Genomic DNA, 14,383 nt, shown 5'->3' on the forward strand with positions numbered 1-14,383 from the left:
CAAGGACATACGTGTCCGTATTTGAGCAGGATGATTGCGTTCTGACAGCACCCATCGTTGATGCCAGCCCCAGCCCGTGCCGTTCTGATATGTGCGCTCCTGTTGCTGGGTCTGACCGTGACGAATGCGGGGTTAGCGGTAACGGTCACACCAGATCTCCAACGGGCAGAGGTTCTGGCCGGAATGGCATCGGTGGCACTGATGCTGGTAGCCGTTCTCTGGACACGGGCCAATCCGAAATCAGCCGAGAAGGTGTCGTTGACTGGAGAGCAAGGGCTGGTGTTGTCCGAGCAGCTCAACGATCTTCAAAAACAGGAGCTGGCCTGGGGAAGTCACATGCTTCTGACAGCGACACCAGCCGCTTCTGTTCTGGTGGTTTGGCGTCAGCAGGTTGTACTGCGCAGGGGCCTGATCAGTCAGGACCCATTCCAACCAGGAGCAATCACCAAGCGAGCCATGGACCGCGAACAGACCATCTCTCTCGTGAACACCACACTCTTTCCCGGTCGGGCCGAATTTGACGGGATGCTGCAGTCTCTTCCAGCAATTCTCGTGTGCCCCATGGGACAGCAGGGGGTGGTGATTTTGGGGGGCTGGTCGCCCCGTTGTTTCAGCCGTTCAGATGAGCGTTGGCTGGAGGGGTGGGCCCAGCGACTCAGAACGACACTGGAGGCCGAGGACGCTTCTTCTCGGTCTTAGGTTTCAGCTTGATCGTTGATTCAACACGCTGACCTGGTTGGCCGAAACGGATCTCCCCGTCTTCAGTGATCGTGGCTTCCATCCGTGAGGCCCGCGTGGTCTGCTCCGGTTCCTTTCGGCGCAAGACCACATCTCCATCAGCCACGACTCGTTCACTGTTCCAGTTCCAACTGCAACGGCGAGCTGTGAGGGTTTCCTGCTTCTGCTGCAGACGACAGTCGCTGGGGATAATCACCGTGCCGCTGCGTTCATCAAGCTTGAAACCCTTTCCTTGAACTGTGCTGTTCTGCAATTCAGCCTGTACCGGTTGCACGGACTGGAGCTGCTGCGCCGAGAACAACCAGCGCGTTCGGCCGGCGGTGATGGTGCCACGGTCGTTCTCGAGAAGAAGCGTCACCGGCTCCTGCAGATCGAGAAATCCCTCACGGGTGTTACCACTTAACCCTGAAGCAATGAGCTTCCGGCCATCGCGTCGAACAGCCTCAACCTGGCCCGGAGCCTGCATCAGACCACTCCGCAAATTCCAGGTGCCGCTGCCACCACGCACCACTGTTGAATCAGGATTGTCGTCTGTGGGGGTGCTGTCGTCGCTTCCATCGTCTCGACGTTTCAGCTCTGTTGGACCATCGAAGACCAAGAGTTCTGTGTCCTGTTGAAAGGCCAGTTCACGGGAACGGATTTGCGTCTGGCCATCACTCGCCATCGGCCTCTGATTGATCACCATCCGCGACTGAGTGGGCGTCCAAATCAGGTTGTCCCCCTTGATCGTTAGCCCCCGTTGGTTCAACTGACGGAGATGAACCGAACCTTCAAGAATGACGAGTTCACCATCCCTCAACACCGTGGCCAGATCAGCGGTGATCCGGTAGTGCGGTTGATCATCGCGATACAAGATCCCCTGGGGGCGCCGCGCGCGAATGGTTCGACTGCTCAGGTCGTAGCGCGCCTCTGGGCTGGTCAAATCCCAGTCGCGATCTCCATTGTCGGCTCGCTGACTCAAATCCAGAGATCGGAAGACGAACGAAGGCGTGGGTTCAATCGTGGGCTGCCGGCTGGAACTGCAGGCGGACAGAAGCGAGGTGGCCACGAGGGCTGCTGTCAGACCACAGCGAGACAGGCAGTGCATGCTTTCCCTCAAAGCGGTTCATCCAGTTCCAACCGCTGCATCACCGGGGTTGGTTTGGGCAGAGCGGAACCGCTGCTCAGCCTGCCCCATATCAGCTGATTCGACCAGTTATTGGAATCAAGACACTGCCCCAGCTGGGCCAGGATGCGCTGACTGAGGTCAGGCAGCAGCGGAGCGAGCAGAAGACCGACGATGCGAGTGGTCTCCAACACAGCGAACAGATCTTCGCCCACGCTGGCCTCTTGGCCGGGTTCTTTCATTCGGCTCCAGGGAGCGGTGTCATTCAGATGGCCGTTTGCTGCAATCGCCAATTGAAGAATCGACTCGGCCGCGGTCTTGAAGGCGAGATTCGGCATGGCGTCCATCACCGTGCTGACGGTTACAGCGGCCTTCAGAGCCAGGGGATGGTCAGGGTCAGTGGCAGCCCCAGCAGGGGGAACGCTGTCGTCAAACCACTTACGCGCCATCGATGACGTGCGGTTCAGAAGATTGCCGATGGTGTTGGCCAGATCGTTGTTGACCAAATCGACGAAGCGCTGCTGTTGGAAATCACCGTCGTCCCCGAATTGGATATCGCGCAACAGGTACCAGCGAACGGCATCGGTGCCGCATCGCTCCAGCAGCAATTCTGGATCCAGCACGTTGCCGAGGGATTTCCCCATCTTTTGCCCCTCGCGGGTCAGAAAGCCATGGCCGAAAACCTTTTGCGGTACCGGCAGCCCCGCAGACATGCACATGGCAGGCCAGAAGACGGCATGAAAGCGAAGAATGTCCTTGCCAATCACGTGGACGGAAGCGGGCCAACCGCAGGAGCCGAGTCGATCGAGAGACACCGGTTCTCCGTCATCGAGAAGTGCGGTCAGATAGCCAAGCAGTGCATCAAACCAGACGTAGAAGGTGTGGCCGGGATGATCGGGCACGGGCAGCCCCCAGGACACATTCACTCGGGAAATGGAGAAGTCGCGCAGCCCCTGGGCGACAAAATTTCGAACCTCCTGACGTCTGCTGGCGGGAGCGATGAAGTCGTCCCGAGCCACTAACTCTTCAATGGCGGACTGGTAACGGGAAAGCCGGAAGAAAAGGTTCTCCTCATCGCGCCATTCCAGAGGCTTGCGGTGGATCGCACATGACGGGGACTCCGCCTCAGCAGGGTCATCCTTGTATTCCTCGCAATCGACGCAGTACCAGCCGGTCTGATTGCCGACAACGATGTCGCCTGATGCCTTGACCCGCTCGTAGAACTGCTCGACCAACTTCAAGTGGCGCGGGTTCGTGGTACGCACGAAGCGATCCTCTGAAATCCCCCACTGCTTCCAAAGGTCGCGGTAGCGGCTGCTGACGCGGTCGCAGTGGTCCTGAGGACTGAGCTGCTGTCGTTCAGCCGTGCGTTGAATCTTTTGCCCATGCTCGTCAACGCCGGTGACGAAGGTCACCTCCTGCAGGCATAGGCGCTCGAACCGCGCCAGTGCATCGCAGGCCAAGGTCGTATAGGTACTGCCCAGATGGGGCCGATCGTTGACGTAATAGAGCGGAGTCGTAAGGGTGTAAGGCATCAGAAAAACTCGAACTCCGCTGCACCGCAGCGACGCCAGACTCTAACGATCATGCCCATCGCGATCCACTCCAAAAGCCCGTTTCCATGACGCACCGCGACGTGGTGGTTTGGGGCGGCGGCTGCGGGGGTGTCGCAGCCGCTCTGCAAAGCGCGAGATCAGGGGCTGTAACGACGTTGCTCACCCCAGGGCCATGGCTGGGAGGCATGGTGAGCTCGGCTGGAGTCTGTGCTCCAGATGGCCATGAGTTGAGTTGCTGGCAGACCGGACTGTGGGGCGCTTTTCTTCGGCAGCTGGAACTGGAGGAACCGACGGGCCTGGACCACAACTGGGTGAGCTGTTTCGGATACCGACCGCAGACAGCGGAACAGATCCTGCAAGGCTGGGTGGCGGCTGAGCCGAAGCTTGAATGGCGGGCCAACTGCAGGCTGGAGCAAGTCCACTGCCGCCAAGGGCACATCCACTCAGTTCAGATCCTCAGAGCTGATGGCTTCGAGACCGTTGCAGCGGAGGTTTTTATTGATGGCAGTGATCTTGGTGATCTGCTGGCCCAGACTTCGGCCCCTATCCGTTGGGGTTGGGAAGCCAAGGAGCTCTGGGATGAACCCAGCGCACCTGAGCAATCAAGGATTGAGAAGGAGACGTTCTTCCAACGCCAACCGGTTCAGTCACCGACGTGGGTGGTGATGGGGCAATTGCATGGGGAGCTCGCTCAGCAGCACCTCAATGCAATTCCACGGGCCCCCTTTCAGCGCAGCACTGCCAATTTTGGCCTTGAAAAAACTGTGACCTATGGCCGTCTGCCGGGCGGCCTGGTCATGGTGAACTGGCCCCTGAAGGGAAATGACTGGCACAACGGACTCGGTCGAGCCATCAGTGCCGATGCCCAGGAACGCGCAGATCTGGCCCATGAGATGCAGCATCACAGCAAGGATTTTCTCGCTGCGCTGTCGGAATGCAGCGGCGGTTGGATTGCTCCTGGCTACGCCTTTCCGGGAGAAGACCCCAGCCTGGCTTTGATGCCGTACTGGCGTGAAAGTCGGCGCCTGATCGGCAGAACAACGGTGACGGAATGCGACCTGTTGCCGATCTCGTCGGGCGCCCTTCGTGGACCGCTCCCGATCGATGCCAAGGGACGCTGCACCAGCATCGCTGTGGGGACCTACGCCAATGACCATCACTATCCTGGTGAAGACTGGCCTCTGGCTCCGAAAAGTGTGCGCTGGGGAGGACGTTGGAGCGGTACCCCGTTCTGCATCCCATTCGATGCCCTGATCTCTGATTCCGTTGCCAACCTGGTAATGGCGGAGAAAGGAGTCAGCGTCAGCCACATGGCCAACGGGGCAACCCGGTTGCAGCCGTTGATTCTGAATCTGGGCCAGGTGGCTGGTCTTGCAGCCGCCCTAGCCGTTCGACAGGGATGTGCCATTGGCGATCTGGCGGTCGATGAGATCCAGTCATCCCTGATTGAAGAGCCACAAGCCCCGGCTGCAGTTCTCCCGATCTGGGACTGGCCCCACTGGCATCCGCACTGGGCGGAGGCCCAGAAGCAGGGCCTGGCTCAGCCGGATCAACTGGATGCATGGGCCGAATTTGCAGGCCGGCAATCAAGAGATCTGAAACAGCCAGGGTTGAATCAAGCGCCAAAGCAGCGGCATGAGATCGCATTAAGCGGCGTGCTCACTGGCAACGCCGAAGAGGGATACGAGTTGAAGAGTGCTGATGAAAGCTGGCCTCTCATCACCCTGGAACCAGCGATTCATCACTGGCTTGCCTCCACTGATCACTCAGGTCAGAGGCTGAACCTGCGCGGAATCAAAAATCCATGGGGACCCTGGGTCCGGATCACCGGAGTTCTGGATTAACCGATTAGAAGCTGCAACTCCCCGCGCATGGGATCAGCACAACCCACCCTGAGCTCCAGAGTGTCGCCTGGCGCTGGGTCTGTGGAGGCGACACATCCCACCAGATCCATCGCCAGGTCGCTGACATGAACCAGGGCCAATCGATCCTGGGGCCGCAACCAACGCAGGAATTGTGCTGACCAAACAGTGCTTTGACGCTCGGCGAACCAGACCTGCTGCCAGTGGCGTTGATCCTCTCGACTGATCTGAATGGATTGGCGCAGAGGGTCGTCGAGATCGTCGATCAGTTCACCAAGACGCTCCTCACCCATCGGTTGAATCGCAGAGAGCTGCGCAAGAATCTGCCGGTGGGTCACGAGATCTGCGTAACGACGGATCGGTGATGTCGCCTGCACATAGGCGGCCAATCCGAGGCTGAAATGGGGCATCGGTCGCGTGCCCTGTACGCCGCGACTCAAGCAACGCTTGATCGCCGCATCGCGGGCTGGACCCTCTGGGATCCGATCGAGTTCATCGCTGGAGGGCAACTCCGCTGCTGGTTGGCTGCGGTACGGAAGCGGGAGGTCGTGCTGTTGCCCAAAGCTGGCCACAACTGCCCCCATCAGAAGCATCGCTTCACTCACCATCAAGCGGGAGGGTGACGGGTCAATCACCTGCAGTGTCAGCGATTCATCACAGCGGCGAAAGCGTCCTTCCGGACGGTCAAACATCACAGCCCCGTTGGAGCGACGCCAGCGCATTCGCTGCAGCAACAGTCGAGACAGATCCGAGAGAGCCTCATCGCCAGGGGGGGCCAACTCGATGAGCTCATCACCGTCGGCATAGGTCAGTCCGTAGCGGGGTCGAATCCAGCTGCGCGCAATGCGGTGCTCTACCACCGCACCATCGTCCCCAAGCCTGACGGCGACACTCAGGGCTGCGCAACGCTGACCGGCACGAAGGCTGAGGGGGCCAGCTGCCAACACGAGGGGCAGCATCGGCATGACCCCATCGGCGAGGTAGAGACTGGTGGCCCGTCGTCGGGCCTCCAGATCGAGGGGAGAGTCGGCACCAATGAGACGACTGGGATCAGCGATGTGGATCCAGATCCAATCGCATCCATCTCGCCGCTCGAGCGACAGCGCATCATCAATTTCACGGGTGCCCGCATCGTCAAGGCTGTAGGTGGCCAGGTCGGTGAGGTCGATGCGCTGCTCGTCCCCAGGCAGCTCCTCTCTGGACAACGCAACGAGACGTTCCGCTTCCGCCTCCAGGTCGTGGGGAAAGCTGCGCGACCAGACACTGCCTCTGAGGGCGATCGGTTGATTGGGATCGAGCAATCCACGCACGATCAACCAGTGCCGCAGATCGGCGGCATCCGACCCGATCGACAACGGATTAGACCATTGCTGGAGATCCAGGTCGGAGCCCACCGCCGCGGGATTGTCTTTCAGCAGCTGAATCCAGTGGCTGAAGCGCTCAATCCAGATCTGCCCCAGCTCGGCTAGTTCATCGGTGGTGAGACTGCGCTCCGCCCGCAGCAACGCGAGCTGCTGTTCTGCCTTCCTTTGCGCTTGGCGCTCAGAACGGCGCTGGCGCCGCTGGCTGGCACGCTCCTCGAGGGTCAGCGGTTGGAGTAAGCGGTCTCGACGCCAGCGGAACAACTGCTGTGACCCCTGCACCCAGCTCCACAGTGCTGCCAAACCTTCGAGGGTGAGGGGTGTCAGTACAAGCTCTCCCAGTTCGCAGAGGCTGAGTCGAGCCATTCCGCCTGGTTGATCCGTTTCCAACAGCTGCCAGGCCTGAACAACAGCCCGGGCTGATGGGGCGCTGTCCTGCACCTGCTCGGGGGCGGGCAGAACGCTGTTATCGAAAAGATGCTCCGGATCGATAGCAATCAGGTCTCGCAGGGGCAGGCCCTGGTCACGACGTTGACCGCCAAAAGAAACAGCCGCCTTGCTGCCCTTGATGGACAGAAGACGGCCGATGAGTGGGGAACCCTTAAGAACAACCGCGACGGTGTCTCCGGGTTGGATGGAGTTGTTCAACGCCCGAGGATCAACCTTCGGGGTTCACGAACGGCAGAAGGGCAACGATGCGTGCACGCTTGACGGCGTTGGTGAGATCGCGCTGCTGTTTAGCGGTCAAACCGGTGAGGCGACGGGGAAGGATCTTGCCCCGCTCGGTGATGAACTTCTTGAGAAGATCCACATCTTTGTAATCGATGGGATCACCGGGCTTGATCGGCGAGAGACGCTTCTTGAAGAAGGAGCTGGACATGACTCAGGAACGGATGGAGGAAAGACGGACCTGCAAGGTCACTTGATCTCCTTATGGAGCGTGGACTTGTTGCAGTGGGGACAGAACTTTTTGATCTCCAGCCGTTCGGTGGTGTTCCGGCGGTTCTTTTCCGTCGTGTAGCGAGACACGCCGGGTGAACGCTTGGCGGGATTGGACCGGCATTCGGTGCACTCGAGAGTGATCACGATCCGGACGCCCTTGTTCTTGGCCATAAAGGACGTTGCGCCGCAGGTGCGAAGCGAATTGACAAACATCGAGCTTACCCCCTGACCCGACAGGCACTGAGCAGCACTCCAAGGGGGACTTCCTAAGATCGCGCGCTGTCTGGCTTTGATCCGATGCGGGTATCCATCTCCTGGCTGAAACAGCTGGTCCAGGTGAATGAATCCGTGGACGATCTCTCGGAGCGTCTATCCATGGCGGGCTTTGAGGTGGACGACGTTGATGACCTCAGCGCGCGCGCCCAGGGCGTGGTGGTCGGCCATGTGCTCGAACGGGACAAACACCCCAATGCCGACAAGCTCAGCGTCTGCAGCGTCGATGTCGGTGCCCAGGAGCCGATCCAGATCGTCTGTGGTGCCAGCAACGTTCGCGCCGGCATTCATGTTCCAGTCGCCATGGTCGGAGCGACCCTTCCCGCCGTTGGTTTGACGATCAAGGCCGGCGAACTCCGCGGAGTCGCCAGCAACGGGATGATCTGCTCCCTGACGGAACTTGGCCTGACGGAGCAATCCGAAGGCATCGCCATCCTTGATGAGCTCCAGGCAACGCTGCCTGCGACGGGTGCACCAGTGGCGCCACTGCTGGGCCTTGATGACACCGTCTTGGAGCTGGCGATCACCGCCAATCGCCCCGATGGCCTGTCCATGGTGGGTATTGCTCGCGAGGTGGCGGCCCTGACCGGTGGGAGCTTGAGCCTGCCCCAGCTGGATCTTGATCCCAGCACCACACCGCTGACCACGGACATGGATGGCTGCTTTTACTCGATCACCAGGATCGAGGGCGTGGATGGCTCCAAGCAGTCACCGACCTGGTTGCAGCAGCGGCTTGAGCGCGGTGGTGTGAACAGCGTGAATGCGGTGGTCGACGTCACCAATCTGGTGATGCTGGAGCAGGGGCAGCCCCTCCACGCCTTTGATGCCGATGCGCTGGAACAACTAACAGGGCATCCGGTGGATGCCCAGAGTTTTGCTGTCCGTCCCGCTCGCGACGGGGAAACCTTTGTGGGTCTGGATGATCAGAAGCGCAGCCTCGACAGCCGCGTTCAGGTCGTCACCTGTCATGACCGACCTGTGGCCGTCGCGGGGGTGATGGGGAGTCTCGAGAGTGGCGTGACCGCCCAGACACGGAAGATCTGGCTGGAATCCGCCCTGTTTGCACCACCGCGGGTTCGCCAGTCCGCCCGGGCTCTTGGGTTGCGCACGGATGCCAGCAGCCGTTACGAAAAAGGCTTGCCCGTAGAGATGACCCTGGCTTGTTCAGCTCGGGCCTCTGCGTTGTTAAACAAGGAGTTCGCCTGCACCGAGACGGGCCGCTGGGTTGGTGGGGATGGTCCCGCTGAACCCGCACCAGTGATGTTGCGGCGCAATGCACTGCATCAACTGCTTGGCCCTCTCGTCAGGCCGGACGGCGCTGAAGATCTGGACGACCGCAGCATCGAGACCTGTTTGACAGCCCTGGGCTGTCAACTCTCAGCCTTTGACGAGGGGTGGCAGGTCATAGCGCCACCCTCAAGACGCCAAGACCTGCAGCGTGAAGTGGATCTGATTGAAGAAGTGGCGCGTCTGGTCGGCTTCGACCGTTTCGGGACTCATCTGCCTGATCCGCTGGAACCAGGTGTACTGACACCGCGCCAGCAGGCGGAACGGCGCTTACGGCAGCTGTTCTGTGCGACGGGCCTTCAGGAAGTGACCACCCTGTCGCTTGTTCCGGGTTCAGAGCAAGAACAGCGCATCGCCATCAGTAATCCTTTGCTGGCCGATACCAGCCATCTGCGCACCAATCTCTGGGAGGAACATCTTCAGATCTGCGTGCGCAACCTGAAGGCATCCCAGCGCGGGTGTTCCGTCTTCGAGATCGGCAACACATACAGCGGATCAGCTGAAGCGGTGAACCAAACAGCTGTACTCGGTGGCGTGATTTGCGGAGATCGGCGCCTCTCCATCTGGAAAACCAGTGGTAAACCGCAGGCGCCGGACTATTTCCAGGCCCGTGGTGTGCTGACCAGGGTGATGGAAACCCTGCAACTGGAGCTGTCTGATCGTCGCCTGTCTGACGATCCACGACTGCATCCCGGCCGGGCCGCCACCCTGGTGTTGGAGGGACGCCCCTTGGGTTGTTTCGGTCAGCTTCACCCAGCCATGGCTGAGGAGCTTGATCTTCCTGAAGCCACCTATCTGTTCGAACTCGACCTTGCGCGACTGCTGGATGCCGCCACCCGCAGCAACCGCTGGACGCCATCCTTCAAGCCCTACCCAACCGTGCCTTTCAGCGAGCGGGATCTTGCCGTGGTGGTTGACCGAGCCAGTGCAGCTGCCGATCTGATTCAAGCCATCCGCAAAGCGGGAAAGCCTCTGCTGGAGCAGGTGGAGTTGGTGGATCGGTTTGAAGGTGAGCAACTCGGAGACAACAAGGTCAGCCAGGCCTTTCGTCTGCGTTATCGCGGCAAGAACGAAACCTTGACTGACGACAAAATCCAGCCGGTGCACGACAAGGTACGGGCTGCTTTAAGCAAGCAGTTTCAGGCCGAGCTCAGGAGTTAATTCGCTTCATCAGCGCCAACGACTCAAGGTGAGTTGTTTGGGGGAAGAAATCGACGGGCTGAAGAGTTTCCAGCTCGTAGGGGCCTAATGGTGCAAGTAGTTCTTTGAGATCCCTTGCCTGGGTGGCGGGATCACAACTGAGGTAAGCCAGCACTTCGGGAGGTTGCTCAAGAATGCTGGCTACCACGCGGCGATCGAGGCCCCGTCGGGGTGGATCCAGAACGAGGGCTTGGCAGTTCTCAAGCTGAGAGGCGAGCAGATCCGCCACATCACCGGGATGAAATTCACAGCGTGAGGAAAGGCCGTTGTGCATGGCGTTCAGCCGAGCCTGCTCCACAGAGTCGGGATTCAATTCCAAACCCTGAACATGAAAGCCAGCCTTTGCCAGGGGTAGAGCAATGGTTCCGACGCCGCAGTAGGCATCGACCACGGTTCCGCCACCACATTGAACCGACAGCCAGTCAGTCAGCCGATGAACAATGCGTTCCGCTTGTGATGTGTTGACCTGAACAAAGGTGGTGCTGCTCAGGGAAAGCTTGATGCCGCAGAACTGTTCCTCGATGGTCGGCGAACCGGCGAGGCAGTGGGTCGTTCGACCGAGAACGAGATTGTTGGCCTTCGGTTGAAGGTTCAGGCAGACACCCTTCACCTCAGGCCATCGCTGAACCCAGGTCTGGGCTAGGTCCTGGAGTCCAGGAAGTTGGCCATGGCTGCTGATCAGAGTGATCAACACATCGCCAGTGGCGCTGGCCATACGAAGCCCGAGATGACGCAAACCTTGGGCATCGATAAGGTCATGGTCGGCCGGCCACCCCCCTGCATCAAGGTCTTTTTTGATGGGTTCCAACAGTGCATCCAAACGTGGATCAAGCACCGGACAGTGATTCAGATTGACAATCTTGTGAGACCTGGGACGGAAGTATCCAGCTTTCAGGCGTCCGTTCTGGTCTCGCTTTAATGGAATCAGGGCTCGGTTGCGATAGCCGAAGCAACGGTCGGCATCAACCAGGGGAGCCGCGGGTGCAAGGTTGATTCCTCCTATCCGCTGCATGGTCTGCTGGATCTGCTGCTCTTTCCAACGGGTCTGAGCTGGATCATCGAGACGTTGCAGGGTGCAGCCACCACAGTCGTCAGCGAGGATGCAAGGGGGACGGCGGCGAACCTCGGAGACGGATATCAGCTCAACGCGTCGGCTCAGCCAGCGGGAACGTTGGCGTTGCTGGAGTTGAACAGTCGCACGCTCCCCTGGCAGGAGATCAGGCACGACAATCACCCAGTTGTTCCAACGGGCCAGTCCTTTTCCTTCACGGTCGAGGTCAACAGATTCCACCTCGATGGTGAGCCCCGGCCGCGGTTCACTGCTGTTCGAGCTGTCGGCGTAGGTCATGCTCAAGGTTCCCTGCCATTGCAATGGCGTAACACCCGGGCGAAGTTGGGTCGGGTGAACGGGTCGAGACCACTAAACTCCACGAAGCCTGCCCAGTTCCATGAGCGTTGTCCGGGATCTCATCCTCCAGGCCGATGACGATCTGCGGTATCCCACCAGTGGCGAACTCCGCACGATGGTGGATTTCCTTGACCAAGGCGCCATGCGCGTGTCGGTGGTCAAGGTTCTGACCGAGAACGAAAAGAAGATCGTCGACGAATCTGCCAAGCAGTTGTTTGGTCGTAAGCCGGAGTACGTCGCCCCCGGCGGCAATGCCTACGGTCAACGTCAGCGCGCCCAGTGCCTGCGTGACTACAGCTGGTACCTGCGCTTGGTCACGTACGGAGTCCTTGCGGGCAGTACCGAAATGATCCAGGAGATCGGCTTAGTGGGCGCACGCGAGATGTACAACAGCCTGGGTGTTCCGATGCCAGGCATGGTGGAGGCCATCAAGTGCATGAAGGACGCCTCCCTGGCGCTTTTGTCGGAACAGCAGGTGAAGCTCACGTCGCCTTATTTCGACTACCTGATTCAAGGCATGCAAACTTCAACCTGATCCAAGGTTCGTCATCGCTGAAAACCGGGCATTTGGGCCCGGTTTTTTATTGCTCATCTATCTCTTTTGAGACAAAGCACAAGACTTAGGGTGCGACGCAGCTGAGAACATTAAGTCGACTGGATGATCTCAACCGGCTTGCCTAAGACACAGTGGGAGTCCAGAAATAATTCCAGGAAGTGACCTGAGAGACGCATAAACAGGTCCCAAAACCCGGAATCCAGGAAGAAACGCTTGCGTACCTGTGTCTACAGCAGGTACGCAAGCGTCAAAATGCCTGCAATCAAGGGTTCTAGCGACTCGCGCACAAGAGCTGGACTGGCCATGGACGAACGATAATCGGAACTATTGTTCGCTGGAATGGCTTGCAATCCATCTCAGGGGTGATCCAATAAAAAAACAGCTTTTTGTGATCTTATTAATTAGCAAGCTTCGCGCGTAAGACGCAAAACGAGACTGGCAATGAGTCGCAAGCTAGGCAAGTTAGATCACTCTTCCCTGTGCTAGCCGTAGGCATTGCAGTGCATTTCTCATGGTCGCCCGTTGGGTTGAAAGGCGGTTTGAACGGGTTATCTGGAAATTCCGCCTGATCAGCATTGTTCCCGTAGTGCTGAGCCTTCTCGGCAGTGTGGGCTGCTTCGTGATTGGGGCGATTGAAGTGTTCGAAGCTTTTCTCTTGATCCTGCGAATGCCATTCAGTGCAAAGAGCATCGCAGCAAAGACAATTGCTCAGATGGTGGGCGGTGTTGATTATTTCGTCATCGGCATTGCCCTGCTCATCTTTGGATACGGCATTTATGAATTGGTAATTTCAGATCTTGATCCGCGCCTTGAAGGAGGCTCTGAGCAACACACCAACATCCTTTCGGTGAACAGCCTGCAAAGCCTTAAAAACAATCTCTCCAACGTGATTGTTGTTGGCCTGATTGTCGCTGCGTTCAAAAAAACAATTGGTTTCGAGGTGAAAAATGCCACAGATTTACTGGCACTCAGTGGATCGGTGGTGATGCTGGCTCTCAGTGCCTGGTTGATTGTTCGGAGTCATGGAGCGGAGGAAAAGGCCTAGACCAATCGTCTCAGGTGCGACTTATTCAGAGTCCAGGCTTGCGCCTTGCCTTAGACGGTTGAGCTAGCGATTGCGGTACAACTCGCGCAGCAGTCGGTAGGCCTCATTAAGTCGACGCATCGCATCGGTTGATCCGCCAGCGTCGGGATGCTCTTCCAGGGCACGCTGCTTGTAGGCATCCCGAATGGAGCTCAACGTCACTGCTGTGCCCGCTCGCGTGGACAGCCCTAAGAGCTTGAGCGCTCCGTGGACGGTCATCGTGGACTCAAGAGTTTCGAAGGACGTGACCTGACGGCTGCGGCGAAAACGATTCACGAACCGGCGGATCAATGTCGGCATGCGTTCGGCCAGCGACGAGGTGGCGAATGGATCCTCAAGCGCACCTGCCACGGCCATCACACGGCCGAGGGAAGGTTCACGGGACTCCCATCCAGTACAAAGCGTCTCAACAGCAGCATTGGCGGCAGACCATGTGAACGGTCGGCCATCACTGGCGTCGGTGCTGGACCAAACGTCCCGGGCCAGCCAAGTCATGGAGGCTTCGATCACCGTGGGGCCCGGTGGTTGTCCATACAGTGATCTCCAGTGATCTTCAGCAGCAGCACTGGCATCTTGTAAATCAGAGGGATCAACCGTGGATACAAGAGGGTCGTTCTGAGCGGAATCTCGTTGCTGCGGCGACCTGAGTGTCGCTTTGAGCTGACTGGTTCGTTTGCTTACGAAGCCTGGAAGGTCAATGCCCGAAGAAACGTTGGCGGAAGTTGCTCTTGGATCGGGAGGTTGGCTCGGTTCTGCATTGTGGAGAAGACTTCCGGAGCCAATCAAAACCAGACTCGTTATCTCATCGGTGCTAGTGGTCGCCTCTGGTTCGACCTCGTCGTTGACGGATGTTTCCTCAGGGCCTGTGCTCCCATCGGCTGGATCGAGCAGATCCTGCAACAACATTTCGAGAACACGCCCCCGAGAGCGTGCTCCGTATTCACCCTTGAGCTGGTCAATCAACTCGACCATGGGCTCTGACATCTCGACAGAGATCCTTTGACGTTTTGA

Annotated in this window: 12 protein-coding genes; 5 read left to right on the forward strand and 7 right to left on the reverse strand. The window is 58.8% G+C overall.

Annotation, left to right across the window (positions count from 1 at the left end):
• Positions 1-60: 60 nt before the first annotated feature.
• Positions 61-699, forward strand: coding sequence for a cofactor assembly of complex C subunit B (locus FZZ88_RS08480; RefSeq protein ID WP_166016535.1), 639 nt, complete (start codon positions 61-63; stop codon positions 697-699).
• Here FZZ88_RS08480 and lptC read toward each other — a convergent pair.
• Both lptC and metG read right to left on the reverse strand, forming a co-directional pair.
• Positions 656-1,825 carry an LPS export ABC transporter periplasmic protein LptC gene (gene lptC, locus FZZ88_RS08485; RefSeq protein ID WP_166016536.1) on the reverse strand — a complete coding sequence of 390 codons (1,170 nt, stop codon included), beginning with the start codon at positions 1,823-1,825 and terminating at the stop codon, positions 656-658. The two genes, FZZ88_RS08480 and lptC, sit on opposite strands and share 44 nt — an antisense overlap.
• Positions 1,826-1,833: 8 nt before the next feature.
• Positions 1,834-3,378 carry a methionine--tRNA ligase gene (gene metG / locus FZZ88_RS08490; protein WP_166016537.1) on the reverse strand — a complete coding sequence of 515 codons (1,545 nt, stop codon included), beginning with the start codon at positions 3,376-3,378 and terminating at the stop codon, positions 1,834-1,836.
• A gap of 86 nt (positions 3,379-3,464) precedes the next feature.
• Between metG and FZZ88_RS08495 the strand changes: the two genes are divergently transcribed.
• A complete protein-coding gene (locus FZZ88_RS08495; protein ID WP_166016538.1) occupies positions 3,465-5,243 on the forward strand; it encodes an FAD-dependent oxidoreductase in 1,779 nt (592 codons plus the stop codon).
• Here FZZ88_RS08495 and FZZ88_RS08500 read toward each other — a convergent pair.
• The 3 genes from FZZ88_RS08500 to rpmG are packed head-to-tail and all read right to left on the reverse strand — an operon-like array spanning position 5,240 to position 7,735.
• On the reverse strand, positions 5,240-7,270 hold the full coding sequence (locus FZZ88_RS08500; protein WP_166016539.1) for a ribonuclease catalytic domain-containing protein: 2,031 nt from the start codon (positions 7,268-7,270) through the stop codon (positions 5,240-5,242). The two genes, FZZ88_RS08495 and FZZ88_RS08500, sit on opposite strands and share 4 nt — an antisense overlap.
• Positions 7,271-7,280: 10 nt before the next feature.
• On the reverse strand, positions 7,281-7,502 hold the full coding sequence (gene rpsR / locus FZZ88_RS08505; protein ID WP_006041316.1) for a 30S ribosomal protein S18: 222 nt from the start codon (positions 7,500-7,502) through the stop codon (positions 7,281-7,283).
• Between the two features lie 38 nt (positions 7,503-7,540).
• Positions 7,541-7,735, reverse strand: a complete 195-nt coding sequence (rpmG, locus tag FZZ88_RS08510; protein ID WP_006851071.1) for a 50S ribosomal protein L33 — start codon at positions 7,733-7,735, stop codon at positions 7,541-7,543.
• Between the two features lie 126 nt (positions 7,736-7,861).
• Between rpmG and pheT the strand changes: the two genes are divergently transcribed.
• Positions 7,862-10,285 carry a phenylalanine--tRNA ligase subunit beta gene (pheT, locus tag FZZ88_RS08515; protein WP_166016540.1) on the forward strand — a complete coding sequence of 808 codons (2,424 nt, stop codon included), beginning with the start codon at positions 7,862-7,864 and terminating at the stop codon, positions 10,283-10,285.
• Here pheT and rlmD read toward each other — a convergent pair.
• Entirely contained in the window at positions 10,275-11,672 is a 1,398-nt protein-coding gene (gene rlmD / locus FZZ88_RS08520; RefSeq protein WP_166016541.1) for a 23S rRNA (uracil(1939)-C(5))-methyltransferase RlmD, read from the reverse strand. The genes pheT and rlmD overlap by 11 nt on opposite strands.
• A 100-nt stretch (positions 11,673-11,772) precedes the next feature.
• On the opposite strand from rlmD, the gene FZZ88_RS08525 reads away from it, so the two are divergent.
• Together FZZ88_RS08525 and FZZ88_RS08530 are read left to right on the forward strand one after the other, a co-directional pair.
• Entirely contained in the window at positions 11,773-12,267 is a 495-nt protein-coding gene (locus FZZ88_RS08525) for an allophycocyanin subunit alpha-B (protein ID WP_115023095.1), read from the forward strand.
• A gap of 532 nt (positions 12,268-12,799) precedes the next feature.
• The gene (locus FZZ88_RS08530; RefSeq protein WP_166016542.1) at positions 12,800-13,333 is read left to right on the forward strand and encodes a YqhA family protein; all 534 of its coding nucleotides are present in this window, start codon (positions 12,800-12,802) and stop codon (positions 13,331-13,333) included.
• 63 nt (positions 13,334-13,396) lie between these two features.
• On the opposite strand, the gene FZZ88_RS08535 is transcribed toward FZZ88_RS08530, so the two are convergent.
• Positions 13,397-14,344 (reverse strand): molecular chaperone DnaJ, encoded by a 948-nt coding sequence (locus FZZ88_RS08535; RefSeq protein WP_206339076.1) that lies wholly within the window; start codon positions 14,342-14,344, stop codon positions 13,397-13,399.
• Between the last annotated feature and the right edge of the window lie 39 nt (positions 14,345-14,383).

The sequence above is a fragment of the Synechococcus sp. PH41509 genome (assembly GCF_020514285.1).
Lineage (GTDB): Bacteria > Cyanobacteriota > Cyanobacteriia > PCC-6307 > Cyanobiaceae > Parasynechococcus.

What these genes read in the sequence shown, in the direction of transcription:
- FZZ88_RS08530 (WP_166016542.1), top strand. Translation starts at nt 12,800, where the DNA reads ATGGTCGCCCGTTGGGTTGAAAGGCGGTTTGAACGGGTTATCTGGAAA.
- pheT (WP_166016540.1), top strand. Translation starts at nt 7,862, where the DNA reads ATGCGGGTATCCATCTCCTGGCTGAAACAGCTGGTCCAGGTGAATGAA.
- FZZ88_RS08480 (WP_166016535.1), top strand. Translation starts at nt 61, where the DNA reads ATGCCAGCCCCAGCCCGTGCCGTTCTGATATGTGCGCTCCTGTTGCTG.
- rpsR (WP_006041316.1), bottom strand. Translation starts at nt 7,502, where the DNA reads ATGTCCAGCTCCTTCTTCAAGAAGCGTCTCTCGCCGATCAAGCCCGGT.
- rlmD (WP_166016541.1), bottom strand. Translation starts at nt 11,672, where the DNA reads ATGACCTACGCCGACAGCTCGAACAGCAGTGAACCGCGGCCGGGGCTC.
- FZZ88_RS08495 (WP_166016538.1), top strand. Translation starts at nt 3,465, where the DNA reads ATGACGCACCGCGACGTGGTGGTTTGGGGCGGCGGCTGCGGGGGTGTC.
- rpmG (WP_006851071.1), bottom strand. Translation starts at nt 7,735, where the DNA reads ATGGCCAAGAACAAGGGCGTCCGGATCGTGATCACTCTCGAGTGCACC.
- lptC (WP_166016536.1), bottom strand. Translation starts at nt 1,825, where the DNA reads ATGCACTGCCTGTCTCGCTGTGGTCTGACAGCAGCCCTCGTGGCCACC.
- FZZ88_RS08525 (WP_115023095.1), top strand. Translation starts at nt 11,773, where the DNA reads ATGAGCGTTGTCCGGGATCTCATCCTCCAGGCCGATGACGATCTGCGG.
- FZZ88_RS08535 (WP_206339076.1), bottom strand. Translation starts at nt 14,344, where the DNA reads ATGGTCGAGTTGATTGACCAGCTCAAGGGTGAATACGGAGCACGCTCT.
- metG (WP_166016537.1), bottom strand. Translation starts at nt 3,378, where the DNA reads ATGCCTTACACCCTTACGACTCCGCTCTATTACGTCAACGATCGGCCC.